Consider the following 22,910-nt stretch of genomic DNA (forward strand, 5'->3'; position numbering starts at 1 on the left):
GCGGCTTCTGCTCGCAACTTGCTTGTCATCAGACGAACATGCCCGCTAAGGGCGGGCATGTCGTTTCCATTCGCGTCACGCCGTGCGACGGGCGCGACCTCATACCGGTGCGCGACTCAGCTGAGCCTGCCGTGGCACTGCTTGAACTTCTTGCCCGAGCCGCACGGGCACGGGTCGTTGCGGCCGACCTTGGGCATGCCCGCCAGCGCCAGCTCGGCGGCGGCCATGGCCGCACCGGTGCGCGGCGACGGCGCTTCCTCGACCGGCTCTCGCCCTTCGGCGAACTCGTCGTGCTTGTACTGCACGTTCTCCAGGTGCGACAGGCCTTCCTCGATCTCTTCCGAAGCCTGCTCCAGTTCTTCCGGCGACTGGATCTGCACGTTGAAGGTCACGCGCGTGACTTCGCTCTTGATCAGGTCCAGCAAACGCGCGAACAGCTCGAACGACTCGCGCTTGTATTCCTGCTTGGGATCCTTCTGCGCATAGCCGCGCAGGTGGATGCCCTGGCGCAGGTGGTCCAGCGCGGCCAGGTGCTCGCGCCAGTGCGTGTCGATGCTCTGCAGCATGACCGAGCGCTCGAAGCCGGCGAACGACTCGCGGCCGACCATCGCGACCTTGCTGCCGTAGCGCTCCGCGGCCGCCTTCATGATCAGGTTGAGCAGCTCTTCGTCCTCGATGCTCTGCGCGCCCTCGATGGTCTGCGCCAGCGGCACTTCCAGGCCCCAGTCCTCGCGCAGGCGCGTTTCCAGGCCGGCGATGTTCCACTGCTCTTCCATGGTGTCGGCCGGCACGTGGTCGCGGAACAGCTCAACCAGCACGCTCTCGCGCAGGTTGGTCACCATGTCGCCGACATCCTGGGCTTCCAGCACGTCGTTGCGCAGCTTGTAGATTTCCTTGCGCTGGTCGTTGGCAACGTCGTCGTACTGCAGCAGCTGCTTGCGGATGTCGAAGTTGCGGCCTTCGACTTTGCGCTGCGCCGACTCGATCGAGCGCGTGACGATGCCGGCCTCGATCGGCTCGCCCTCGGGCATCTTCAGGCGTTCCATGATGGCGCGCACGCGGTCGCCGGCGAAGATGCGCAGCAGCTGGTCGTCCAGCGACAGGTAGAAGCGCGACGAACCCGGGTCGCCCTGGCGGCCGGCACGGCCGCGCAACTGGTTGTCGATACGGCGCGATTCATGGCGCTCGGTGCCGACGATATGCAGGCCGCCGGCGGTCTTGACCTGCTCGTGCAGCGAATGCCACTCATCCTCGAGCTGCTTGATGCGCGCGGCCTTCTCGGCGTCGGACAGGTTCGGATCCGCCTCGATAAAACCGGATTGCTTCTCCACATTGCCGCCCAGCACGATGTCGGTACCGCGACCGGCCATGTTGGTGGCAATGGTGATCATCTTGGGGCGGCCGGCCTGGGCCACGATCTCGGCTTCGCGTGCGTGCTGCTTGGCGTTGAGCACCTGGTGCGGCAGTTGTTCGCGATCGAGCAGGCCCGACAGGTATTCCGAGGTCTCGATCGAGGTGGTGCCCACCAGCACCGGCTGGCCACGCTCGTAGCAGTCGCGGATATCCCGCACCACGGCGTCGTAGCGCTCCTTGCCGGTCTTGTAGATCTGGTCCTGCTGGTCCTTGCGCTGGGCCGGGCGGTTGGTCGGGATCACCACCACTTCCAGGCCGTAGATCTCCTGGAACTCATACGCTTCCGTGTCAGCCGTGCCGGTCATGCCGGCCAGCTTGCTGTACATGCGGAAGTAGTTCTGGAAGGTGATCGTCGCCAGCGTCTGGTTCTCTTGCTGGACGGTGACACCTTCCTTGGCCTCCACGGCCTGGTGCAGGCCGTCGGACCAGCGGCGGCCGGTCATCAGGCGGCCGGTGAACTCGTCGACGATCACGACTTCGTCGTTCTGCACCACGTAGTGCTGGTCGCGATGGAACAGGCTGTGTGCGCGCAGGGCCGCGTACAGGTGGTGCATCAGCGTGATGTTCTGCGGCGCGTAGAGCGATTCGCCCTCGCCGATCAGGCCCTGCTGCGACAGGATCTCTTCGGCCTTCTCGTGGCCGGCTTCGGTCAGGTAGACCTGGTGGCCCTTCTCGTCGACGTAGTAGTCGCCCGGCTTCTCCACGCCGGTGCCATCGGCCTTCTCTTCACCGATCTGGCGCTCGAGCAGCTTGGGGATGCCGTTCATGCGCTGGTACAGGTCGGTCTGGTTCTCAGCCTGGCCGGAGATGATCAGCGGGGTGCGGGCCTCGTCGATCAGGATCGAGTCCACTTCATCGACGATGGCGTAGTTGAGCGGGCGCTGCACGCGCTGCGACGGGTCGTAGACCATGTTGTCGCGCAGGTAGTCGAAGCCGAACTCGTTGTTGGTGCCGTAGGTGATGTCCGAGTTGTACGCCGCCTGCTTGGCGTCGTGCGGCATCTGCGACAGGTTCACGCCCACCGACAGGCCCAGGAAGTTGTACAGCCGGCCCATCCACTCGGCATCGCGCTGCGCCAGGTAGTCGTTGACGGTCACCACGTGCACGCCCTTGCCGGTGATGGCATTCAGGTACACGGCCAGTGTCGCGGTCAGCGTCTTGCCTTCGCCGGTGCGCATTTCGGCGATCTTGTTGTCATTCAGCACCATGCCGCCGATCAGCTGCACGTCGAAGTGGCGCATCTTCATGACACGCTTGCTGGCCTCGCGGCAGACGGCGAAGGCCTCGGGCAGCAGCGCCTCGAGCGATTCGCCGCCGGCGTGGCGCTGCCGGAAGGTCTCCGTCATGCCGCGCAGCTCGTCGTCCGAGAGCTGCTCGAACTTCGGCTCCAGCGCATTGATCTGCGCCACCGTGCGGCGATATTGTTTGATCAGCCGCTCATTGCGGCTGCCGAAGACTTTCTTGAGAAGGCCGGTGATCATCGATTGCTTTCACCTGCGCGGAACCGGGTGCACCCCAGGGATGCGGGCTGCTCCGGCGGCCGGGCGAGGAATGGATAGATTGGCGCAAAACGCCGAGTTTATCATGTGCCGGGGTCACGGCCGGAACGCGCCTGGCCCCGTCCCGCAAGGGCAGGCAAGCCCGCCGAATGTTGACCACGCGTGTCGTGCGCATGATTGCCCGCGCGCCCCGTCAGCCACAGTTTGGGGCGGCCGCCGCAGCTTCAATCCGCGGTCGGGCAAGGCGGCCCCCGCGCCCCTTGCTAGAATGCATGCATGCGCCGCTTCACCCACCACGCCCTGCAGACCCCCGCCGCCAAGCCGCTGAACGACTGGCTGGCCAAGGCCGGCCCGGTTTCGACGCTGATGCAGACCGCGCGCCAGCTGTCGGTGCTGGAGGCCGAGGTGCTGGCGCTGCTGCCCGCCGGCATGCGCGACGGCCTGGCCGTGGCCGGCGTCAAGCGTGACGCCACCGACCCGAACGCCCAGGTGCTGCTGTTGCTGGCCGCGCACGGCGCCGCCGCTGCCCGCGTGCGCCAGGTGGTGCCGACGCTGCTGGCACGGCTGCACCAGCGCGGCTCGCACATCACCGCGATCCGGGTGCGGGTGCAGCCAGAGGTGTCGCGCCACGCGGACTGGGAAGTGGAGCCCGTGCAACGTCAGCGCACCGGCGGCCGCATGACGCCCACGGGACTCGCCAACCTCGACCAACTGGCGCGCAGCCTGCCGGATTCGCCGCTGCGCGACGCGCTCAATACGCTGCTCGCCCATCACCGCTAGCCCGGTGCCGATCACGAAAAAGCCGACCCTCGGGTCGGCTTTTTTTTTGCGCCAGTTCGCCAGGATCAGGCAAACGCCGGCTGCGCCTGCGGCAGGAACGCGGCCGGGGCTTCCTCGACGCGGTCGAAGGTGACCAGCTCGTAGGCTTCCTGGTCGGCCAGCAGCGCGCGCAGCAGCTGGTTGTTCAGGCCGTGGCCCGACTTGTTGGCCACATAGGCGCCGATCAGCGGATGGCCCACCACATACAGGTCGCCGATCGCATCCAGGATCTTGTGGCGCACGAACTCGTCGCCGTAGCGCAGCTCTTCATTGTTGAGCATGCGGTGCTCGTCCAGCACGATCGCGTTGTCCAGGCTGCCGCCGCGCGCCAGGCCCATCTCGCGCAGGGCTTCCACCTCGTGCGCAAAGCCGAAGGTGCGGGCGCGGGCAATCTCGCGCACGTAGCTGGTGTCGGCAAAATCGATCGAGAAGGTCTGGCCGGTCTTGTCGACCGCCGGGTGGCGGAAGTCGATGGTGAACGACAGCTTGAAGCCGAAGAACGGCTCCAGCCGCGCCAGCTTGTCGCCCTCGCGCACTTCCACCGGTTTCTTGACGCGGATGAAGGTCTTCAGCGCGTTCTGCTCTTCAATGCCGGCCGACTGCAGCAGGAACACGAAGGACGCGGCGCTGCCGTCCATGATCGGGATTTCCTCGGCGTCGACATCGACATAGAGGTTGTCGATGCCCAGGCCGGCGCACGCCGACATCAGGTGCTCGACGGTCGAAACGCGCGCGCCATCCTTCTGCAACACCGATGCCAGGCGCGTGTCGCCGATGGCCGACGCGGCCACGGGAATCTCGACGGCCTCGGGCAGGTCGACGCGGGTAAAGACGATGCCGGTGTCCGCCGACGCGGGACGCAGGGTCAACGTGACCTTGCGCCCCGAGTGCAGGCCGATGCCAACGGTCTTCACCAGGGATTTGATCGTGCGCTGTTTGAGCATGACAGCCTCAACTATTATAAAAATCTATCGTGTAGTTTTTCTGATTAAGGGATTTTACCACCACATCAAGGGCGCTGCAGCCGGGTTTTGTTTCCGGCTGTTAACACCCCCTTAATAAGTTGCGTATTATCCACGTTTACCCGGATGACTGTGTCAGCCACGCAACGCCGCCAGCACTGCCTCGGCGCTGCTGACGCGGAATTCGCCCGGTGCCTCGACGTCGAGCCGGGTGACGACGCCGTCGTCGATCACCATCGCGTAGCGCTTGGAGCGCACGCCCATGCCGCGTGCGGTCAGGTCCTGGTCCAGGCCCAGCGCACGGGTCCACTCGGCGCTGCCGTCGGCCATCATGCGCACCGTGCCGCCCGCCTGCTGCTCACGGCCCCAGGCGCCCATCACGAAGGCGTCGTTGACCGACACGCACCAGACCTCGTCGACGCCGGCCTCGCGTAGCGCCGCGGCATGCTGCACAAAGCCCGGCACATGCTTGGCCGAGCAGGTCGGCGTGAAAGCGCCGGGCAGGCCGAACACCACGATCTTGCGGCCGCGGACCAGGTCCGCCACCTTGAAGGCATTGGGGCCAAGGGCACAGCCGTTGCCTTCGGTTTCGAAGAATTCCTGCAGCGTGGCGTCGGGGACGCGGGAACCGACAGTGATCATGGGTCGTGGTCCTCCTGGGTTTTCTGAAGAATAGTCCGGATGCCGGTGCGCAGACGCCCGCACTCAGGCAGATGGGCAATCTCAAGATCATAGGCGCCTTGCCCACATTGCCAAAGCCGGCTCACATCCGGTGACATCCGGCGCGGATCCGATACACCTTGCTACAAAGACGTCCGCGCGGCGCACCTCTTGGGTGCGCCGCGCGGACGCTGATACATCCCGACCGGGAAGGCGGGAAACCAGTCCGGGGAGGCGGCCAGCGGCACGCCCGTCCCGGCGACGGGATGCGGGTGAAGCTCAGTCCGGCGCAGGCGCGGCGCCGCCAGCGGCCCGGCGGTTCACGTCAGTCCATGCAAGGCACGCGCGGATGGGGAGCGCACGTGCATCGCGACAAGGCGACGCGTTCCGTCAGGCGGCCGGTGGAGGCACCGATGCCGCGCCAGGCAGGGCTCAGTCTGCCTGCTTGCGCAGGAAGGCCGGGATGTCGTACGTATCCACACCCTTTTCCTGCAGCGCCGCCACGTGGGCCGACGCCGACTCACGCGAGCTGCGCCACACTGCCGGCGTATCCAGGTTGCTGTAGTCCGGCGAGCTGTGCGTGGCCGCGGCGGCGGTCATGTTGGCCATCATCTGCACCGGCATGTTGTCCGTGCCGGTCTTGAGCAGGGTCATCGGCTGTTGCTTCTTGGCCGAGCGGCCCAGGCCCGTGGCCACCACCGTCACGCGCAGCGCATCGCTCATCGAATCGTCGTACACCGTACCGAAGATCACGGTCGCATCTTCCGCGGCGTAGCTGCGGATGGTGTTCATGACTTCCTTGGTTTCCGACAGCTTCAGCGAACGGCTGGCGGTGATGTTGACCAGCACGCCGCGCGCGCCGGACAGGTCCACGCCTTCCAGCAGCGGGCTGGCAACGGCCTGCTCGGCCGCCAGGCGGGCGCGGTCAACGCCCGACACGGTGGCCGTCCCCATCATGGCCTTGCCTTGCTCGCCCATCACCGTCTTCACGTCTTCGAAGTCGACGTTCACCAGGCCGTCAACGTTGATGATCTCGGCAATGCCGGCCACCGCGTTGTGCAGCACGTCGTCGGCGCACTGGAAGCACTTGTCCATCTCGGCGTCGTCGCCCATCACTTCGAACAGCTTCTCGTTGAGCACCACGATCAGCGAGTCGACGCTCGATTCCAGCTCGCTGGAACCGTGTTCGGCCACCTTGGCGCGGCGCGCGCCTTCGAAGTCGAACGGCTTGCTGACCACGCCCACGGTCAGGATGCCCATCTCCTTGGCCACTTGCGCGACGATCGGCGCGGCGCCCGTGCCGGTGCCGCCGCCCATGCCGGCAGTGATGAAGACCATGTGCGCGCCGCGCAGGGAATCGGCGATCTGATCACGGGCCGATTCGGCGCAGTTGCGGCCGACTTCCGGCTTGGCGCCAGCGCCCAGGCCCGTATTGCCAAGCTGCAGCACGCGTGAAGCGCTCGAACGCTTGAGCGCCTGGGCATCGGTGTTCATGCAGATGAATTCGACGCCTTGCACGCCGCGGCTGATCATGTGCTGCACGGCGTTACCGCCCGCACCGCCCACGCCGACCACCTTGATGATGGTGCCGTCCTGCACTTCCGTTTCGATCATGTCAAAGTCCATCACTGCCTCCGAGAAAAATCAGTCCCCAGACGATGCAGCCTCCCCGCCGCAACCCCTGGTTTCTGAACAAGAAACCAAAAAAAGAAAACCAGAAAACTTCCACTCAGCACACAGGCCTGTCCGGTAGACCGCCCTGCCTGCGCGCCGCTGCATCGTCAGCGCGTCAATTTCCGCATTGATCAGAAATTGCCGACAAACCATTCCTTCATGCGCGTCCACACCTGCTTGACCGACCCGCTCTGCACCGCGACCTTGCGCCCGCGCATGCGTTGCACGCGGCCTTCCAGCAGCAGGCCCATCACCGTCGCATAGCGCGGGCTCTTCACCACCTCGTGCAGGTTGCCGCGGTACTCCGGCACGCCCACGCGCACGGGCTTGAGGAAGATGTCCTCGCCCAGCTCGACCATGCCCGGCATCATCGCGGTCCCACCGGTGATGACCACGCCTGACGACAACAGTTCTTCATAGCCGGACTCGCGCACCACCTGGTGCACTAGCGAGTACAGCTCTTCGATGCGCGGCTCGATCACCGCGGCCAGCGCCTGGCGGCTGAGCGTGCGCGTGCCGCGGTCGCCCACGCCGGGCACCTCGATCATGTCGTCCGGGTCGGCGATCGCCTGCTTGGCGATGCCGTACTGGATCTTGATGTCCTCGGCGTCGGGCGTCGGCGTGCGCAGCGCCATCGCGATGTCGTTGGTGATCTGGTCGCCGGCGATGGGGATCACGGCCGTATGGCGGATCGCGCCTTCGCTGAAGATGGCGATGTCGGTGGTGCCGCCGCCGATGTCGACCAGCACCACGCCCAACTCCTTCTCATCCTCGGTCAGCACCGCCAGGCTGGAAGCCAGCGGCTGCAGGATCAGGTCGTGCACTTCCAGGCCGCAGCGGCGCACGCACTTGACGATGTTCTGCGCGGCGCTGACCGCGCCGGTGACAATATGCACCTTCACTTCCAGGCGGATGCCGCTCATGCCGATGGGCTCGCGCACGTCTTCCTGGCCGTCGATGATGAATTCCTGCGTCAGGATGTGCAGGATCTGCTGGTCGGTCGGGATATTGACCGCCTTGGCGGTCTCGATCACGCGCGCCACGTCGGTCTGCGTGACCTCCTTGTCCTTGATCGCCACCATGCCGCTGGAGTTGAAGCTGCGGATGTGGCTGCCGGCAATGCCTGTGAAGACCTCTGAAATCTTGCAGTCGGCCATCAGCTCGGCCTCTTCCAGCGCCTTCTGGATCGACTGCACGGTGGCCTCGATATTGACCACGACCCCTTTCTTCAGACCCTTGGACTCTGACTGGCCCATCCCGATCACCTCGTAGCTGCCGTCGGGGCGCAGTTCTGCCACCACCGCCGCCACCTTCGAGGTGCCGATATCCAGACCGACCAACAGGTCCTTGTATTCCTTGCTCATCGGGTTTTCTCCGCGTTCTTGCTCTTCAGTCGCGTCGGATTGTTGTTGGAAGTACCTGAAACCGCTGCTGCCGCCGGCGCCGGCTTGGCCGCCTTCGCTGCCTTCGCCGCCTTCTCTGCCCTGACCGCCGCTGCGATCTGCGCCTCGGTCAGGAAGCGGGCATTGGCGGCGCGGATGGCAAAGCCGTTGGGATAACGCAGGTCGGCATACTCGATCTGGCTGCCCCATTGCTGGGTGACCTGCGGCCAGGCCGCGACGAAGCGCCGGACCCGCTGGTCCATCGCCACGCGATCCTCATCGTTCTGCTCGCGGCCCAGTTCGACCTCCATGCCGTTGGACAGCTTCGCGCGCCAGGCATAGCGGCCGGACAGGGCCACCGCCAGCGGCTCGGCCTTGAGCGGCTTGAACCACTGGCGCATGACCTCGAGCTTCTCGATCACGTCGCCCTCGCTGTCCGGCGGCCCGTCCAGCGCCAGCAGCTGTGCGTCTTCTTCCGCCTCGGCGGTGTTGGCGACAAAGATCTCGCCATAGGTATTGATCAGGCGCCCGCTGTCGGGCGTGCCCCAGGTGCCCAGCGCCTCGTGTTCCTCGACTTCGACCGCCAGGCCGTTGGGCCATTCGCGCCGCACGCTGGCGCGCCGCACCCAGGGCACCGACTCGAACGCCTGCCGGGCCGCGTTCAGGTCCAGCGTGAAGAAATTGCCGGTCAGCTTGCCCAGCGCGCTGGCGCGCACGCTGGGCGCGTTCACGTGGCGCAGGGCGCCGCCGTCCAGCGGGCCGATCTCCACATGGGTGATGGCGAACACCGGCCGCTGCGCCAGCCACAGCAGGCCTGCCGCGAGCGCCATCAGCACCACCAGCGCGTACAGCGCGGAGGCGATCAGGTTGAGCAGGCGTGCGTTATGCCACATGGTCCGGTGCGGTCCTGTTCGGTTGCGTTATTCGGGTTTCCAATGCTCGTTGGGATGCAGGTCCAGCGTGGCCGCGGCCACCACCTGCATCACGAAGTCCTCGTAGCTGATGCCAACCGCGCGCGCCGCCATCGGCACCAGCGAATGGCCGGTCATGCCGGGCGAGGTATTCATCTCGAGCAGGAAAGGCTTGCCGTCGGCGCGCAGCATCAGGTCGGCGCGCGCCCAGCCGCGGCATCCCAGCACGCGGTAGGACTGCACCGCCAGTGCCCGGACCTCGCGTTCGACTTCAGGGTCCAGGCCCGACGGGCACAAGTACTGGGTATCGTCAGTAAAGTACTTATTTTGATAGTCGTAGTTGGCTTCGGGCGCAACGATGCGGATCACCGGCAGCGCTTCGGCGCTGTCGCCCTCCCCCACGATCGGGCAGGTCAGCTCGGCGCCGTCGATAAAGGTCTCGGCAATGACGTCGTTGTCCAGCGCCGCGGCCTTCTCGAACGCCGCGCGCATCTGGTCGGCGGCAGTGACCTTGGTCAGGCCGATCGACGAGCCCTCGCGCGCCGGCTTGACGATCAGCGGCAGGCCCAGGTCGGCCGCCACGGCATCAAAGTCAGTGTCCGCATGCAGCATGGCAAAGCGCGGCGTGGCCAGGTCATGGGTCATCCACAGGCGCTTGGTGGCCTGCTTGTCCATGGCCATGGCCGAAGCCAGCACGCCGCTGCCGGTGTACGGCACGCCCAGTTGCTCGAGCAGGCCCTGCATGGTGCCGTCCTCGCCATAGCGGCCGTGCAGTGCGATAAAGACGCGGTCAAAGCCGGCCGCGGCCAGCTCGGCCACGCCCTGCAGGCCCGGGTCGAAGCCGTGCGCGTCCACGCCGCGCGACTGCAGCGCTGCCAGAACGCCCTTGCCCGACATCAGCGAGATCTCGCGTTCGGCCGAGCGCCCGCCCAGCAGCACGCCGACCTTGCCCAGCGACTTGGGATCGATATTGGGATGGGCGACGAAGCTCATGCCTGGCCTCCCTGCGTTGATTGCGTCGATTGCTGGTGCGACACCAGCTGCCCCGGCACGGCCCCGATCGAGCCCGCGCCCATCGTCACGACCACATCGCCCGGCCGGACGGCATCCAGGATGGCCTGCGGCATTTCTTCCATCTGCTCCACGAAAACAGGTTCGACCTTGCCGGCCACGCGCAGCGCGCGGGTCAGCGCACGGCCGTCGGCAGCCACGATCGGGGCTTCGCCGGCGGCGTAGACCTCGGCCAGCAGCAGGGCATCGACGGTGCCCAGCACTTTGACGAAGTCCTCAAAGCAATCCCGCGTACGGGTAAAACGGTGCGGTTGGAACGCCAGCACCAGGCGGCGCCCCGGGAACGCGCCGCGCGCGGCGGCCAGCGTGGCCGCCATCTCCACCGGGTGGTGGCCGTAGTCGTCCACCAGGGTGAAGGTGCCGGCGCCATCGGGCGTGGCCACCTCGCCATAGCGCTGGAAGCGCCGGCCCACGCCGTGGAATTCGCGCAGCGCCTTGACGATGGCGGCATCGGGCACTTCCAGCTCGGTGGCGATGGCGATCGCCGCCAGCGCGTTCTGCACGTTGTGCAGGCCGGGCAGGTTCAGCACGATCTCCAGCGGCGGCTCGGCATGGCCGTCGAGGTGGCGCTGCACGGTGAAGTGCATCTGGCCGTCGACCGCGCGCGCGTCCACGGCGCGGATCTGGGCATCCTCGGCAAAGCCGTAGCGCACCACCGGCTTGGACACGAACGGCAGGATCTCGCGCACGTTGGGGTCATCCACGCACAGCACCGCGATGCCGTAGAACGGCAACCTCTGCGTGAATTCGATGAACGCCTGCTTGAGCCGGGCAAAGTCGTGCCCGTAGGTGTCCATGTGGTCGGCATCGATATTGGTAATGACCTCGATGACCGGGAACAGGTTCAGGAAAGATGCGTCCGACTCGTCGGCCTCGGCCACGATGAAGTCGCCGGTGCCCAGGCGCGCATTCGCGCCGGCCGAGTTCAGGCGGCCGCCGATCACGAAGGTGGGATCGAGCCCGCCCTCGGCCAGCACCGACGCCACCAGGCTGGTGGTGGTGGTCTTGCCGTGCGTGCCGGCGATGGCCACGCCCTGCTTCAGGCGCATCAGTTCGGCCAGCATCACCGCGCGCGGCACCACCGGGATGCGCTTGCTGCGGGCGGCCAGCACTTCGGGGTTGTCGCCGCTGACCGCGGTCGACACCACCACCGCGTTGGCGCCGGTCACGTTGGCTGCGTCATGCCCGTGCATGACCGTGGCGCCCAGCGAGGCCAGGCGCCGCGTGGCGGCATTGTTGCCCACGTCCGAGCCCGAGACCTTGTATCCCAGGTTCAGCAGGACCTCGGCGATGCCGCTCATGCCGGCGCCGCCGATGCCCACGAAGTGGATGTTTTTGACGATATGCTTCATTCGATTGCTGCTTAATTAGGCTTCAGTCCCTGGCCAGCTGACTGCAGATCTCGGCGACGCGCCGGGTTGCCTCAGGCTTGGCCAGTCCGCGCGCCAGGCGCGCCATGTCTTTCAGCTGCGGCCGGGTCAGGCTGGCGATGGTTTGCGCCAGCCCCTCGGCCGTCAGGTCTTTCTGCTGCACCAGCAGGGCCGCGCCCTGCTTCGACAAAAATTCCGCGTTGGTGGTCTGGTGGTCGTCCACCGCATGCGGGAACGGCACGAACATCGCCGCCACGCCTGCGGCAGCCACTTCCGAAACCGTCATCGCGCCGGCGCGGCAGATCACCAGGTCCGCATCGGCGTAAGCGCGCGCCATGTCGTCGATAAACGGCAGGGTCTGCGCGGGCACCTGCGCGGCCGCGTAGTTGGCGCGCAGCGTGTCGATCTGCTTCGCGCCCGCCTGATGCGTGACCACCGGGCGCTTGCCCTCGGGCAGCAGCGCGATGGCCTTGGGTACCACCTCGTTCAACGCCGCAGCGCCCAGGCTGCCGCCCACCACCAGGATGCGCAGCGGGCCGCTGCGCTGGTCATAGCGCGCTTCGGGCGCGTCCAGGTGCGCCAGTTCCTCGCGCACCGGGTTGCCGGTCCATTCGCCGCCGGGCAGCGTGTCCGGGAATGCGCACAGCACGCGGTCGGCCACCTTGGCCAGCACCTTGTTGGCCAGACCGGCGATCGAGTTCTGCTCGTGCAGCACCAGCGGCCGCCCCAGCAGCGACGCCATCATGCCGGCCGGGAAGGTGATATAGCCGCCCATGCCCAGCACCACGCTCGGGCGCACCCGGCGCAGCGCGACTATGCTCTGCCAGAACGCGCGCAGCAGGTTCAGCGGCAGCAGGAACTTGGTCACCAGGCCCTTGCCGCGCAGCCCGCCGAACTGGATGAACTCCATCGGGATGTCGTGCTTGGGCACCAGCGTGGCTTCCATGCCGGTGCGGTTGCCCAGCCAGACCACCTTCCAGCCTTGCTCGCGCAGCGCGTGCGCGACCGCAAGCCCCGGGAACACGTGCCCCCCGGTGCCGCCGGCCATCACGAGCAAGGTGCGCGGTGCGGTCATACCTTCCCTCCGCGCATCAATACTCGATTTTCATAATCAATGCGCAGCAGGATCGCCAGCGCCACGCAGTTCATCAAGATCCCCGACCCGCCATAGCTCACCAGCGGCAGCGTCAGCCCCTTGGTCGGCAGCAGGCCCAGGTTCACGCCCATATTGATAAAGGTCTGCCAGCCGATCCACACGCCGATGCCCTTGGCCACCAGCCCGGCAAAGGTGCGGTCCAGCTGCAGCGCGGTGCGGCCGATATTGAAGGCGCGGCGCACCAGCCAGTAGAACAGCACAATCACCACCAGCACGCCGATAAAGCCGAATTCCTCGCCGATCACCGCGAGGATGAAGTCGGTATGCGCCTCAGGCAGGTAGTGCAGTTTCTCGATGCTGCCGCCCAGGCCCACGCCGGTCCACTCGCCGCGGCCGAAGGCGATCAGCGAGTGCGTCAGCTGGTAGGCCTTGCCCAGCGCATTGCTCTCTTCCCACGGGTTCAGGTAGGCGAAGATCCGCTCGCGCCGCCAGGGCGACGCGGTGATCAGCAGCGCGAACGCGCCCACTGCCACGCCGACCAGCCCGGCGAACAGCTTGCCGTTGATGCCGCCCAGGAACAGGATGGCCATGGCCACGGCCGCGATTACCAGGAATGCGCCCATGTCCGGCTCGAGAAGCAGCAGCATGCCGACCACCACCACGGCCACGCCCATCGGCAGGAAGCCCTTGGACACGGTCTGCATCCACTCCTGCTTGCGCACCGTGTAGTTGGCGGCATACAGCACCACCGCCAGCTTCATCAGCTCCGATGGCTGGAAGTTCATCACGCCCAGCGGGATCCAGCGCCGCGCGCCGTTCACGCCCTTGCCGACGAACGGCACCAGCACGATCACCAGCAGGATCAGTGCGACGATAAAGAGCTTGGGCGCGTAGCGGTCCCACACCTTGACCGGGATCTGGAACGACGCCAGCCCGACCGACAGCCCGATCCCCAGCGCGAACGCATGGCGCATCAGGAAGTGGCTCTCGCGGTAGTTGGCGTAGCGCGGCGAGTCCGGCAGCGCGATCGAGGCCGAATAGACCATCACCAGGCCGAGCGCGAGCAGCACGATCGACACCCACAGCATGGGCTGGTCGTACTCCATCATGCGCGAGCGCGTCGGCTTGACGCCGGACACGGCGTCGCGCAGGCCACCCCAGGCATTGCCGATGGTGGCGCCGATAAAGCCGCTGCGCTTGACCTGTGCTTCGCTCATGGCAGGATCCCCCGGGACAGCGCCAGTTCTTCCACCGCGCCGCGGAACACCTCGGCGCGATGCACGTAGTTGCGGAACATGTCGAGGCTGGCGCACGCCGGCGACAGCAGCACCACGTCGCCGTTCTCGGCCAGTCCGGCAGCCTTCGTCACGGCCTCTTCCAGCGTGGCGGCGTCGACCAGGCTGGCACCGCTGCCCTGCAATGCATCGCGCAGCTCACCCGCGGCGCGGCCGATCAGCACCACCGCGCGTGCGTACTGCGCCACCGGCGCGGCCAGCGGCGAGAAATCCTGGCCCTTGCCTTCGCCACCGGCGATCAGCACCACGCGCTTGTCCAGCCCCGACAGCGCGGCCACGGTGGCGCCGACATTGGTGCCCTTGCTGTCGTCGAAATACTCGACGTCGTCGATGGTGGCAACCCACTCCACGCGGTGCGGCTCGCCGCGGTATTCGCGCAGGCCGTGCAGCAGCGCGTTCATCGGCAGGTCGATGGCACGGCACAGCGCCAGCGCGGCCATGGCGTTGGTGGCGTTGTGCATGCCGCGGATATGCAGCGCGTCGGCCGGCATCAGGCGCTTGTGGCGCGCCGGCACGGCTTCCTGGACCACCTCGGCGGCCTTGCGGCGGCGCGGCTTGCCCTCCCCTTCCGCGTCCGGGTCGGCTTCGGCCAGCACCAGCCAGGGCATGCCGCCCTCGCGCAGGATGCCGAAGCTGCCCGGCGTTTCCGGCAGGTCGGTGCCGAAAGTCAGCGGCGAGCGCCCGGGCCGCGCCATGTCCATGGTCAGGCGGTCGTTGCGGTTGAGCACCTGCACGCACTCGCTGCCAGCCGGCCCGAAGATGCGCGCCTTGGATGCGGCATAGGCTTCCATCGAGCCATGCCAGTCCAGGTGGTCCTGGGTGACGTTGAGCACGGTGGCCGCGGCGGGCGCCAGCGTGTGCGTGGTTTCCAGCTGGAAGCTGGACAGCTCAAGCACCCACACTTCCGGCAGCGATGCCGAGGCGATGCAGGCCGACAGCTTGTCCAGCGCCGACGGGCTGATATTGCCCGCCACCGCCACGCTCTTGCCGGCGCGCTCCACCAGCCGGCCGGTCAGCGCGGTGGTGGTGGTCTTGCCGTTGGTGCCGGTGATCGCCAGGATCTTCGGCGCGTAGCCGGACTCGGCTTCCAGGTGGCGCAGCGCGCGCACGAACAGTTCGATCTCGCCCCACACCGGGATGCCGCGCGCCTGCGCCGCGGCCAGCAGCGCGCCGGTGCCGGCTTCCAGCGGCGACAGGCCCGGGCTGATCGCCACCAGGCCGATGCCGTCGAGCAGGCTGTCGGCGAACGGGCCGCCGACGAACTCGGCCGAAGTCAGCTCGGCCTGCAGGAAGACAAGGTTGGCGGGCGCCTCGCGCGTGTCGGCCACGCGCACCGCGCAGCCGTTCAGGCCACACCAGCGCGCCATGGCCAGGCCCGATTCACCGAGGCCCAGTACCAGCACATGAGGTTTTTGCAGCTCGCCAAACACTTCGATTTCCTGCCTTTGATTTCCTGAATCTATATAGAAGAGCGCCGTCAGTCCCTGACCCGCGCAACCGTTAACGCAACTTCAGTGTCGACAACCCGATCAGCACCAGCAGCATGGTGATGATCCAGAAGCGCACCGTGACTTGGGTTTCCTTCCAGCCGCCCAGTTCGAAATGGTGATGCAGCGGCGCCATCCTGAAGAGCCGCCTGCCTTCGCCATAGCGGCGCTTGGTGATCTTGAACCACGTGACCTGCGCCATCACCGACAGTGTTTCCACCACGAAGATGCCGCCCATCACGAACAGCACGATCTCCTGGCGCACGATCACTGCCACCGTGCCGAGCGCGCCGCCCAGCGCCAGCGCGCCCACGTCGCCCATGAACACCTGCGCCGGGTGCGCGTTGAACCAGAGGAAGGCCAGCCCCGCCCCGCTCAGCGCCGAGCAGAAGATCAGCAGCTCGCCCGCGCCCGGGATATGCGGGAACAGCAGGTACTTGCTGTAGACCGAACTGCCCATCACGTACGCAAACACACCCAGCCCGCTGCCGACCAGCACCACCGGCATGATCACCAGCCCGTCCAGGCCGTCGGTCAGGTTGACAGCGTTGCTCGAGCCCACGATCACCAGGTAGGTCAGCACGATGAAGCCGGCCACGCCCAGCGGGTAGCTGATCTCCTTGAAGAAAGGCACGATCAGGTTGGACTTGTACGGCATGTCCAGCGACAGCCCGCCCTCGACCCAGCTCAGGAACAGGTCCCACACCTTCACGTTGCTGCTTTCCGACACCGAGAACGCTAGGTAGACCGCGGCCACCAGGCCGATCAGCGTCTGCCAGAAAAATTTCTCGCGGCTCGACATGCCGCGCGGGTCGCGATACACCACCTTGCGGTAGTCGTCGACCCAGCCGATAGCGCCGTAGCCGAAGGTGACCAGCATCACCACCCAGATGAAACGGTTGCCCCAGTCGCACCACAGCAGCGTCGACACCGCGATCGAGACCAGCACCAGCACGCCGCCCATGGTCGGCGTGCCGGCCTTGACCAGGTGGGTCTGCGGGCCGATGGTGCGCACCGCCTGGCCGACCTTCAGCTCGGTCAGCTTGCGGATCACCCACGGACCGAACGCCAGCCCGATCAGAAGCGCGGTGAGGTTGGCCATCACCGCGCGGAAAGTCAGGTAGTTGACGACCCGGAGGAAGCTGTAGTCGTTTTGCAGCCACTGGGCCAGAGCCAATAACATCGTGTTGTCTTATTTAGTGTGCGGAAGAGTCTGCGACCAGCGCCGCGACCATCCGTTCCATGCGCATGAAGCGCGATCCCTTCACCAGCACGGCGCCCGCTTGCGCCACCATGCCCCTGCTGTCTTCCTCCAGTGCCTTTGCCAGTGCTTGCGCGCTGCCGAAATGCCGGCCGCCCGCGCCGAATGCCTGCACCGCATGCACGGCCAGTTCGCCGGTCGCCCACAGCGTGCCAACGCCGCGCGCCTTGGCGTAGGCGCCGATCTCTTCGTGGAACGCCGGGCCCTGGTCGCCCACTTCGCCCATGTCGCCCAGCACTAGGATGCGCGGCGCGGCAAAGCCGGCCAGCACGTCGATGGCGGCGCGCATGGAGTCGGGGTTGGCGTTGTATGTGTCGTCGATGACGACCGTCCCACCCGGCGTGTACTTGACCTGCAGCCGGCCCTTGACCGCATGAAAGCCGGCTAGGCCCGACTGGATCGCCGGCACGTGCACTCCCGCGGCCAGCGCGCAGGCGATGGCGGCCAGCGCGTTGCGCACGTTGTGCTCACCCAGCAGCGCCAGGCGCACGTCGAAGCCATGGCCGGGCGCGCGTACCTGCATCACCTGTGCGCCGTCGACCAGCGTCACGGTGGCGTGCACATCGGCGCGCTGCGAGGTGCCGAACGACAGCGCGCGGCGCGCGCCCGCGGCTTCGCGCCACACCGGCGCGTGGGCGCCGCCGCTTTCCGCGTCGAGCGGGTACACCGCCACGCCGTGGGCCGGCAGCGCCGCGATCGCGGCAGCGTGCTCGTGGGCGACGGCTTCCACGTTCACCATGAACTCCTGGTGCTCGCGCTGCGCGTTAGTGATCACCGCCACGGTGGGCTGGGCGATGCCGGCCAGGTAGACCGTCTCGCCCGGGTGGTTCATGCCGAGCTCCAGCACCGCCAGCTTGTGCGTGGCGCGCAGGCGCAGCACCGTCAGCGGCAGGCCGATATCGTTGTTCAGGTTGCCGCCGGTGGCCAGGCGCTGGTCCTCGCCCACCGCCGCGGCAAAGATGGCCGCGATCATTTCCTTGACCGTGGTCTTGCCGTTGCTGCCGGTCACCGCCACCGCCGGCAGCGTGAACTGGCGGCGCCAGCCGGCGCCCAGCTCGCCCAGCGCGAGGCGCGTGTCCGGCGCGACGATGGCCGGCACGCCGGCATCGACTTCGCGGCTGACCAGCACGGCGGCAGCGCCGCGTGCCACCACGTCGGCGATGAAGTCATGCGCGTCGAAGCGCTCACCCTTGAGGGCGACGAACAGGTCGCCCGGCTCGACGCTGCGGCTGTCGGTATGCACGCGCGAAAACTTCACGGCGCCGTCGCCGCAAACGCGCGCGCCGGCGATCCAGCCGGCGGCTTGCTGCAAGGTGGTCATTGGGGTCTGGCTCATGCCGATACTCCACGGGTGGCAAGCGCCAGTCGTACGTGTTCGCGATCGGAGAACGGGCGCTTGCGGCCCTGGATCTCCTGGGTGGCCTCATGGCCCTTGCCCGCCACCAGCACCACGTCGGCCGGTGCCGCGTGCTTGACGGCATAGAGGATGGCGGCGGCGCGGTCTTCGATCTGGCGAGCGCGCGCGCGCTCGGCCATGCCGTCGGCAATGGCGTCCAGGATGTCCTGCGGGTCTTCGCTGCGCGGGTTGTCGCTGGTCAGGATGACCTCGTCGGCCTCGCGCTCGGCCACTGCGCCCATTAGCGGGCGCTTGATCGGGTCGCGGTCGCCGCCGCACCCGAACACGCACCACAGGCGGCCGTTGCGCGCCTGCGCCACCGGGCGCAGCGCGGCCAGCGTCTGCGCCAGCGCGTCCGGGGTATGGGCGTAGTCGACCACGGCCAGTGGCGCATCCGGGCCGCCGGCGGCACCGAACAACTCCATGCGCCCTTCCACCGGCGTCAGCGCGCGCAGCGCGGCGATGGCCGCGTCCCACGCCACGCCGTTGGCGAGTGCCGCACCCAGCACCGCCAGCAGGTTGCTGACGTTGAAGGCGCCGATCATCGGCGTGGCCATCTCGGCGCTGCCGAAGCTGCCGTCGATATGGAAGGCGGTGCCGGTGGGCGTGGCGCGCACGTTGGTGGCGCGCAGCCACTCGCCGCGCGGGCGGCGCACCGTGGCCGCGTCGGGGCCGTCGATGCCGTATTCGATCACGTGCGGCGCACCGATGGCGGCGGCGTCCGCCGCAAGCAGGCGCTGGCCCATGGCGTCGTCGCGGTTGATCACAGCAGTGCGCAGGCCGTCCCAGCGGAACAGGCTCTCCTTGGCGGCCTCGTACTCAGCCATCGAGCCGTGGTAGTCGAGGTGGTCCTGGGTCAGGTTGGTCAGCACCGCCACCGAGAAATGCGTGCCGGCCACGCGCTCCTGCTCCAGGCCGTGCGAGGACACCTCCATCGCCACGGCGCGCGCGCCGGCGTCGTGCAGGGACGCCAGGCTGGCCTGCAGCTGCACCGCGTCGGGCGTGGTGAAGCCGGTGGCCTGCAGCGCGCCCGGGAAGCCGGTGCCCAGTGTGCCGATGGTCGCGCAAGGCGTGCCGGCGGCCTGCAGCACCCGTGCCAGCCACTGGCTGCACGATGTCTTGCCGTTGGTGCCGGTAATGCCGGTCACGGCCAGGCCGCGCACCGGGTTGCCATGCCAGCCGGCGGCGATCGGGCCGGCCAGCTGGTGCAGGCGGCTCACCGCGAGGTGTGGCACGACGTCGCCGAAGGGCCAGTCGAAGCCGTCGGCCTCATAGACGATGGCCCCCGCGCCGGCGGCGATCGCCTGGGCGATATAGGGCCGGCCGTCGGTGGCCAGGCGCTCGTTGCCGAGCACGTAGGCGAAGAACACATCGCCGCGCGCCAGGCGCCGGGTATCGCCGGTCAGCTGCGCGGCGGCGGCCACGTTGGTACGCAGCCAGGCCAGCGCGTTGCTGGCCTGGGCGGTGACCTCGAGCGGGAGCAGTGGCTTGGCCGTCATTGGGTCGAGCTCCACGGTTCGCTCTCCTGCACCTTGTCGCTGACCACCAGCTGGCGGATCGGCGAGTCGGGCTGCACATTCAGTGCGCGCAGCGTGCCGCCAGTGATGGCCGCGAACGCCGGGCCGGCCACCAGGCCGCCGTAGTGGCTGCCGGCCGTGGGCTCGTCCACGCTGACGGCCACGATGATGCGCGGATTCGACATCGGCGCCAGGCCGATGAACGAGGCGCGGTACTTGCTGCGGTTGTAGCCGCGGCCTTCATGCTTGTAGGCGGTGCCGGTCTTGCCGCCGACGCGGTAGCCCATCACCTGCGCCTCGGGGGCGGTGCCGCCGGGCGCGGTCACGGTTTCCAGCATGGCGCGCACATCGCGCGCCACCTGGGGCGACAGGATGCGTTCGCCGGCGACAGGACCGTTGGTGCGGAACATCGACACCGGGATCAGCTCGCCGTCATGCGCGAAGATGGTGTAGGCATGCGCCATCTGGAACAGCGACACCGACAGGCCGTAGCCGTAAGACATGGTGGCCTGCTCGATCGGGCGCCAGCTCTTGAACGGGCGCACGCGGCCGGCCACGGCGCCGGGGAAGCCGATCTTGGGCGCCTGGCCAAGGCCGACGCTGGTGAACATGTCCCACATTTCCTGCGGCTTCATCATCATCGCGATCTTGGTCGTGCCGATGTTGCTCGACTTCTGGATCACGCCGCTCACCGTCAGCGCCCCATAGTTGTGGGTATCGCTGATGGTGGCGCCTTCGAAGTTGTACTTGCCGGTGGTGGTGATCACCGTGGACGGCGTCACGCGCTTGAGCTGCAGCGCCAGGCCGACCGTGATCGGCTTCATCATCGAGCCCGGCTCGAAGGTATCGGTCAGCACGCGGTTGCGCAGCTGCTCGCCGGACAGCCGGGTACGGTCGTTGGGGTTGTAGGTGGGCCAGTTGGCCAGCGCCAGCACTTCGCCGGTCTGGGCGTCGAGCACCACCGCGCTGGCGGCCTTGGCCTTGTGCTTTTCGACCACGGCCTTGAGTTCGTTATAGGCCAGGTACTGGATCTTGGCGTCGATCGACAGCTGGATGTCCTCGCCGTCACGCGGGGTCTTCAGCACGCCGACGTCCTCGACCACGCGGCCCAGGCGGTCCTTGATCACCTGGCGCGCGCCGGCACGGCCGGCCAGGCCGGGTTCGCGCGCCAGCTCCACGCCTTCCTGGCCGCGGTCTTCCACGTTGGTGAAGCCGACGATGTGGGCCATCGCCTCGCCTTCCGGGTAGAAGCGCTTGTATTCGCGGGTCTGGTGGATGCCTTCGATCTTCAGCGCGGCGATCTTGTCGGCGACGTCAGGCAGCACCTGGCGCTTCAGGTAGACGAAGCCCTTGTCCTCGGACAGCTTCTTGCCCAGGTCTTTCTCGGACATGCCGAGCAACTTGGCCAGCTGGCGGATCTTGGCGGCATCGACCTGGTTGGGCACGTCCTCGGGCACCGCCCAGATGGCCTTGACCGGCAGGCTGGTGGCCAGCACCAGGCCGTTGCGGTCCAGGATCTTGCCGCGCGTGGCCGGCAGCTCCAGCGTGCGCTGGAAGCGCTTCTTGCCCTCGGCCTCATAGAACTGGTTGCCGGGGCCCTGGATCCAGGCCGCGCGCACGGCCAGCGCGCCGAAGGCCGCGAACATCATGAACACCACCAGCTTGGAGCGCCACATCGGCAGGCGCAGGCCCAGCACCGGGCTGGCCGAGAACTGGCCGCTGCGCGGGCGCGACGCGGTGCCGTTGCGGTCACGGCGGGGCGGGTTGGGACGGGCCATGCTCATCGGCGCGCCTCCGCGGCACTGGCCGGCGCCGCCTCGGCGGGCGCCGGCAGCACGATGCCGGACAGGTACTGGGTCTTGCCGGGGTTGACCGGCGCCATCTTCAGCTGCGCGCGCGCCGTGTCGGCGATGCGCGCGCTCTTGCCCAGCGCGCTCTGCTGGTACTGCAGGCGCGACCAGTCGATATCGAGCTGCTTCTCTTCAGCCTGGGCCCGCTCCAGTGCGACGAACAGCGTGCGCGCCTGGTGCTGCGCGCTCACCAGCGACAGCGCGCACAGGATCAGCGCGGCGAGCAGGAAGAAGGTCAGGCGGTTCATACGCGTGCGCCTCCGCCCGCAGGAGTCGCGGCAGGGGCCAGCTTCTCGGCCACGCGCATCACGGCCGAGCGCGCGCGCGGGTTGGCGGCCACCTCCTCAGTGCCCGGCTTGTAGCGGCCGAGCAGGCGCAGCGTCGGTTGCGGCAGGTCGGCCGCGCGCAGCGGCGCACGGCGCAGCGCCGGGTCGGCATCCTGCTGGGGACGGGCGTGCGCCGCCATGAACCGCTTGACGATGCGGTCCTCCAGCGAGTGGAAGCTGATCACCACCAGGCGCCCTCCGACCTGCAGCAGTTCATACGCCGCCTTCAGCCCTCTTTCGAGGTCCTCAAGCTCTTGATTGACGTGAATCCGTAGAGCCTGAAAGGTGCGGGTCGCAGGGTCCTGACCCTTCTCGCGTGTCTTGACGGCTTTCGCCACGAGCGCGGCAAGGTCGGCAGTAGTGGCGATGGGTCCGCCATCGCCGGGTTCGCTCCGGCGAGCAACAATCGCCTTTGCAATCTGTACAGCAAACCGTTCTTCCCCATAGTCTCGTATCACCCTGGCAATGTCCTGCTCATCCGCCTGCGCCAGCCACTGCGCGGCAGTGATGCCGCGCGTGGTGTCCATGCGCATGTCCAGCGGGCCCTCGAAACGAAAGGAAAACCCCCTCGCCGCCTCGTCGATCTGGGGCGAGCTGATCCCCAGGTCGAGCAGCACGCCAGCGACGTGGCCGCGCCCCGACAGGCGCTCGGCCATGGCCGCAAAGCTCGCGTGCTCAATGGAGAAGCGGGCATCCTTGATGGTGCCCGCTTCTGCGATTGCTGCTGGGTCCTTGTCGAACGCAACCAGGGCCCCGTCTGGCCCCAGCCGGGCCAGCACCGCCCGGCTGTGCCCTCCCCTGCCGAAGGTGCCGTCGACGTAGACCCCGTCGGGCCGCCAGACCAAGGCGTCGACGGCCTCGTCCAGCAGCACGGTGCGATGGCGCAGGGCGGGGGTTGCCGGCGTTCCGGTAGGACTCATG

At 67.6% G+C, this 22,910-nt stretch carries 18 protein-coding genes; 1 reads left to right on the plus strand and 17 read right to left on the minus strand.

What is annotated here, in order from left to right; all coding sequences use genetic code 11:
* Positions 1 to 116: 116 nt before the first annotated feature.
* Positions 117 to 2,894, minus strand: coding sequence for a preprotein translocase subunit SecA (gene secA / locus KB879_RS28635; protein WP_013958067.1), 2,778 nt, complete (start codon positions 2,892 to 2,894; stop codon positions 117 to 119).
* A gap of 294 nt (positions 2,895 to 3,188) precedes the next feature.
* On the opposite strand from secA, the gene KB879_RS28640 reads away from it, so the two are divergent.
* Positions 3,189 to 3,692 carry a hypothetical protein gene (locus KB879_RS28640; RefSeq protein WP_013958068.1) on the plus strand — a complete coding sequence of 168 codons (504 nt, stop codon included), beginning with the start codon at positions 3,189 to 3,191 and terminating at the stop codon, positions 3,690 to 3,692.
* 65 nt (positions 3,693 to 3,757) lie between these two features.
* Here the strand turns inward: KB879_RS28640 and lpxC are convergent, their stop codons facing one another.
* The 16 genes from lpxC to rsmH form a co-directional block, all read right to left on the minus strand.
* Entirely contained in the window at positions 3,758 to 4,675 is a 918-nt protein-coding gene (gene lpxC / locus KB879_RS28645) for a UDP-3-O-acyl-N-acetylglucosamine deacetylase (RefSeq protein ID WP_013958069.1), read from the minus strand.
* A 153-nt stretch (positions 4,676 to 4,828) separates the two neighbouring features.
* On the minus strand, positions 4,829 to 5,335 hold the full coding sequence (locus KB879_RS28650) for a peroxiredoxin (protein ID WP_013958070.1): 507 nt from the start codon (positions 5,333 to 5,335) through the stop codon (positions 4,829 to 4,831).
* Positions 5,336 to 5,785: 450 nt separating this feature from the next.
* The gene (ftsZ, locus tag KB879_RS28655) at positions 5,786 to 6,979 is read right to left on the minus strand and encodes a cell division protein FtsZ (protein WP_010814764.1); all 1,194 of its coding nucleotides are present in this window, start codon (positions 6,977 to 6,979) and stop codon (positions 5,786 to 5,788) included.
* 179 nt (positions 6,980 to 7,158) lie between these two features.
* Complete coding sequence (gene ftsA, locus KB879_RS28660; RefSeq protein WP_010814765.1) at positions 7,159 to 8,391, minus strand: cell division protein FtsA; 1,233 nt, start codon at positions 8,389 to 8,391, stop codon at positions 7,159 to 7,161.
* On the minus strand, positions 8,388 to 9,302 hold the full coding sequence (locus tag KB879_RS28665) for a cell division protein FtsQ/DivIB (protein WP_211980322.1): 915 nt from the start codon (positions 9,300 to 9,302) through the stop codon (positions 8,388 to 8,390). Before KB879_RS28665 ends, ftsA begins: the two co-directional genes overlap by 4 nt.
* A 27-nt stretch (positions 9,303 to 9,329) precedes the next feature.
* A complete protein-coding gene (locus tag KB879_RS28670; RefSeq protein ID WP_013958071.1) occupies positions 9,330 to 10,313 on the minus strand; it encodes a D-alanine--D-alanine ligase in 984 nt (327 codons plus the stop codon).
* A complete protein-coding gene (gene murC, locus KB879_RS28675; protein ID WP_013958072.1) occupies positions 10,310 to 11,743 on the minus strand; it encodes a UDP-N-acetylmuramate--L-alanine ligase in 1,434 nt (477 codons plus the stop codon). Before murC ends, KB879_RS28670 begins: the two co-directional genes overlap by 4 nt.
* Before the next feature lie 22 nt (positions 11,744 to 11,765).
* Positions 11,766 to 12,836: an undecaprenyldiphospho-muramoylpentapeptide beta-N-acetylglucosaminyltransferase gene (gene murG / locus KB879_RS28680; RefSeq protein WP_013958073.1), complete on the minus strand. Its 1,071-nt coding sequence runs from the start codon at positions 12,834 to 12,836 to the stop codon at positions 11,766 to 11,768.
* The gene (gene ftsW, locus KB879_RS28685) at positions 12,833 to 14,074 is read right to left on the minus strand and encodes a putative lipid II flippase FtsW (protein ID WP_013958074.1); all 1,242 of its coding nucleotides are present in this window, start codon (positions 14,072 to 14,074) and stop codon (positions 12,833 to 12,835) included. Before ftsW ends, murG begins: the two co-directional genes overlap by 4 nt.
* Positions 14,071 to 15,582, minus strand: a complete 1,512-nt coding sequence (gene murD / locus KB879_RS28690) for a UDP-N-acetylmuramoyl-L-alanine--D-glutamate ligase (RefSeq protein WP_211980323.1) — start codon at positions 15,580 to 15,582, stop codon at positions 14,071 to 14,073. Before murD ends, ftsW begins: the two co-directional genes overlap by 4 nt.
* A gap of 70 nt (positions 15,583 to 15,652) precedes the next feature.
* Positions 15,653 to 16,822, minus strand: a complete 1,170-nt coding sequence (mraY, locus tag KB879_RS28695; RefSeq protein ID WP_013958076.1) for a phospho-N-acetylmuramoyl-pentapeptide-transferase — start codon at positions 16,820 to 16,822, stop codon at positions 15,653 to 15,655.
* Positions 16,823 to 16,835: 13 nt separating this feature from the next.
* A complete protein-coding gene (gene murF, locus KB879_RS28700) occupies positions 16,836 to 18,236 on the minus strand; it encodes a UDP-N-acetylmuramoyl-tripeptide--D-alanyl-D-alanine ligase (protein ID WP_153954171.1) in 1,401 nt (466 codons plus the stop codon).
* Positions 18,233 to 19,795 (minus strand): UDP-N-acetylmuramoyl-L-alanyl-D-glutamate--2,6-diaminopimelate ligase, encoded by a 1,563-nt coding sequence (locus KB879_RS28705; RefSeq protein ID WP_153954211.1) that lies wholly within the window; start codon positions 19,793 to 19,795, stop codon positions 18,233 to 18,235. The genes murF and KB879_RS28705 overlap by 4 nt, the downstream gene beginning before the upstream one ends.
* Positions 19,792 to 21,597, minus strand: a complete 1,806-nt coding sequence (locus KB879_RS28710) for a penicillin-binding protein 2 (RefSeq protein WP_013958079.1) — start codon at positions 21,595 to 21,597, stop codon at positions 19,792 to 19,794. The genes KB879_RS28705 and KB879_RS28710 overlap by 4 nt, the downstream gene beginning before the upstream one ends.
* On the minus strand, positions 21,594 to 21,911 hold the full coding sequence (gene ftsL, locus KB879_RS28715; protein ID WP_013958080.1) for a cell division protein FtsL: 318 nt from the start codon (positions 21,909 to 21,911) through the stop codon (positions 21,594 to 21,596). Before ftsL ends, KB879_RS28710 begins: the two co-directional genes overlap by 4 nt.
* Entirely contained in the window at positions 21,908 to 22,909 is a 1,002-nt protein-coding gene (gene rsmH, locus KB879_RS28720; RefSeq protein ID WP_211980324.1) for a 16S rRNA (cytosine(1402)-N(4))-methyltransferase RsmH, read from the minus strand. The genes ftsL and rsmH overlap by 4 nt, the downstream gene beginning before the upstream one ends.
* Position 22,910: the final 1 nt, after the last annotated feature.

Origin of the sequence: Cupriavidus sp. KK10 (genome assembly GCF_018223725.1) — a bacterium.
GTDB classification, from domain to species: domain Bacteria; phylum Pseudomonadota; class Gammaproteobacteria; order Burkholderiales; family Burkholderiaceae; genus Cupriavidus; species Cupriavidus necator.

Bases quoted from the DNA above. Each gene is read 5' to 3' on its own strand.
- ftsW (WP_013958074.1), bottom strand. From the start codon at position 14,074: ATGAGCGAAGCACAGGTCAAGCGCAGCGGCTTTATCGGCGCCACCATC.
- KB879_RS28640 (WP_013958068.1), top strand. From the start codon at position 3,189: ATGCGCCGCTTCACCCACCACGCCCTGCAGACCCCCGCCGCCAAGCCG.
- murG (WP_013958073.1), bottom strand. From the start codon at position 12,836: ATGACCGCACCGCGCACCTTGCTCGTGATGGCCGGCGGCACCGGGGGG.
- secA (WP_013958067.1), bottom strand. From the start codon at position 2,894: ATGATCACCGGCCTTCTCAAGAAAGTCTTCGGCAGCCGCAATGAGCGG.
- lpxC (WP_013958069.1), bottom strand. From the start codon at position 4,675: ATGCTCAAACAGCGCACGATCAAATCCCTGGTGAAGACCGTTGGCATC.
- mraY (WP_013958076.1), bottom strand. From the start codon at position 16,822: ATGTTATTGGCTCTGGCCCAGTGGCTGCAAAACGACTACAGCTTCCTC.
- ftsL (WP_013958080.1), bottom strand. From the start codon at position 21,911: ATGAACCGCCTGACCTTCTTCCTGCTCGCCGCGCTGATCCTGTGCGCG.
- murC (WP_013958072.1), bottom strand. From the start codon at position 11,743: ATGAAGCATATCGTCAAAAACATCCACTTCGTGGGCATCGGCGGCGCC.
- KB879_RS28705 (WP_153954211.1), bottom strand. From the start codon at position 19,795: ATGACGGCCAAGCCACTGCTCCCGCTCGAGGTCACCGCCCAGGCCAGC.
- KB879_RS28650 (WP_013958070.1), bottom strand. From the start codon at position 5,335: ATGATCACTGTCGGTTCCCGCGTCCCCGACGCCACGCTGCAGGAATTC.
- KB879_RS28670 (WP_013958071.1), bottom strand. From the start codon at position 10,313: ATGAGCTTCGTCGCCCATCCCAATATCGATCCCAAGTCGCTGGGCAAG.
- KB879_RS28665 (WP_211980322.1), bottom strand. From the start codon at position 9,302: ATGTGGCATAACGCACGCCTGCTCAACCTGATCGCCTCCGCGCTGTAC.
- murF (WP_153954171.1), bottom strand. From the start codon at position 18,236: ATGAGCCAGACCCCAATGACCACCTTGCAGCAAGCCGCCGGCTGGATC.
- ftsZ (WP_010814764.1), bottom strand. From the start codon at position 6,979: ATGGACTTTGACATGATCGAAACGGAAGTGCAGGACGGCACCATCATC.
- rsmH (WP_211980324.1), bottom strand. From the start codon at position 22,909: ATGAGTCCTACCGGAACGCCGGCAACCCCCGCCCTGCGCCATCGCACC.
- ftsA (WP_010814765.1), bottom strand. From the start codon at position 8,391: ATGAGCAAGGAATACAAGGACCTGTTGGTCGGTCTGGATATCGGCACC.
- KB879_RS28710 (WP_013958079.1), bottom strand. From the start codon at position 21,597: ATGAGCATGGCCCGTCCCAACCCGCCCCGCCGTGACCGCAACGGCACC.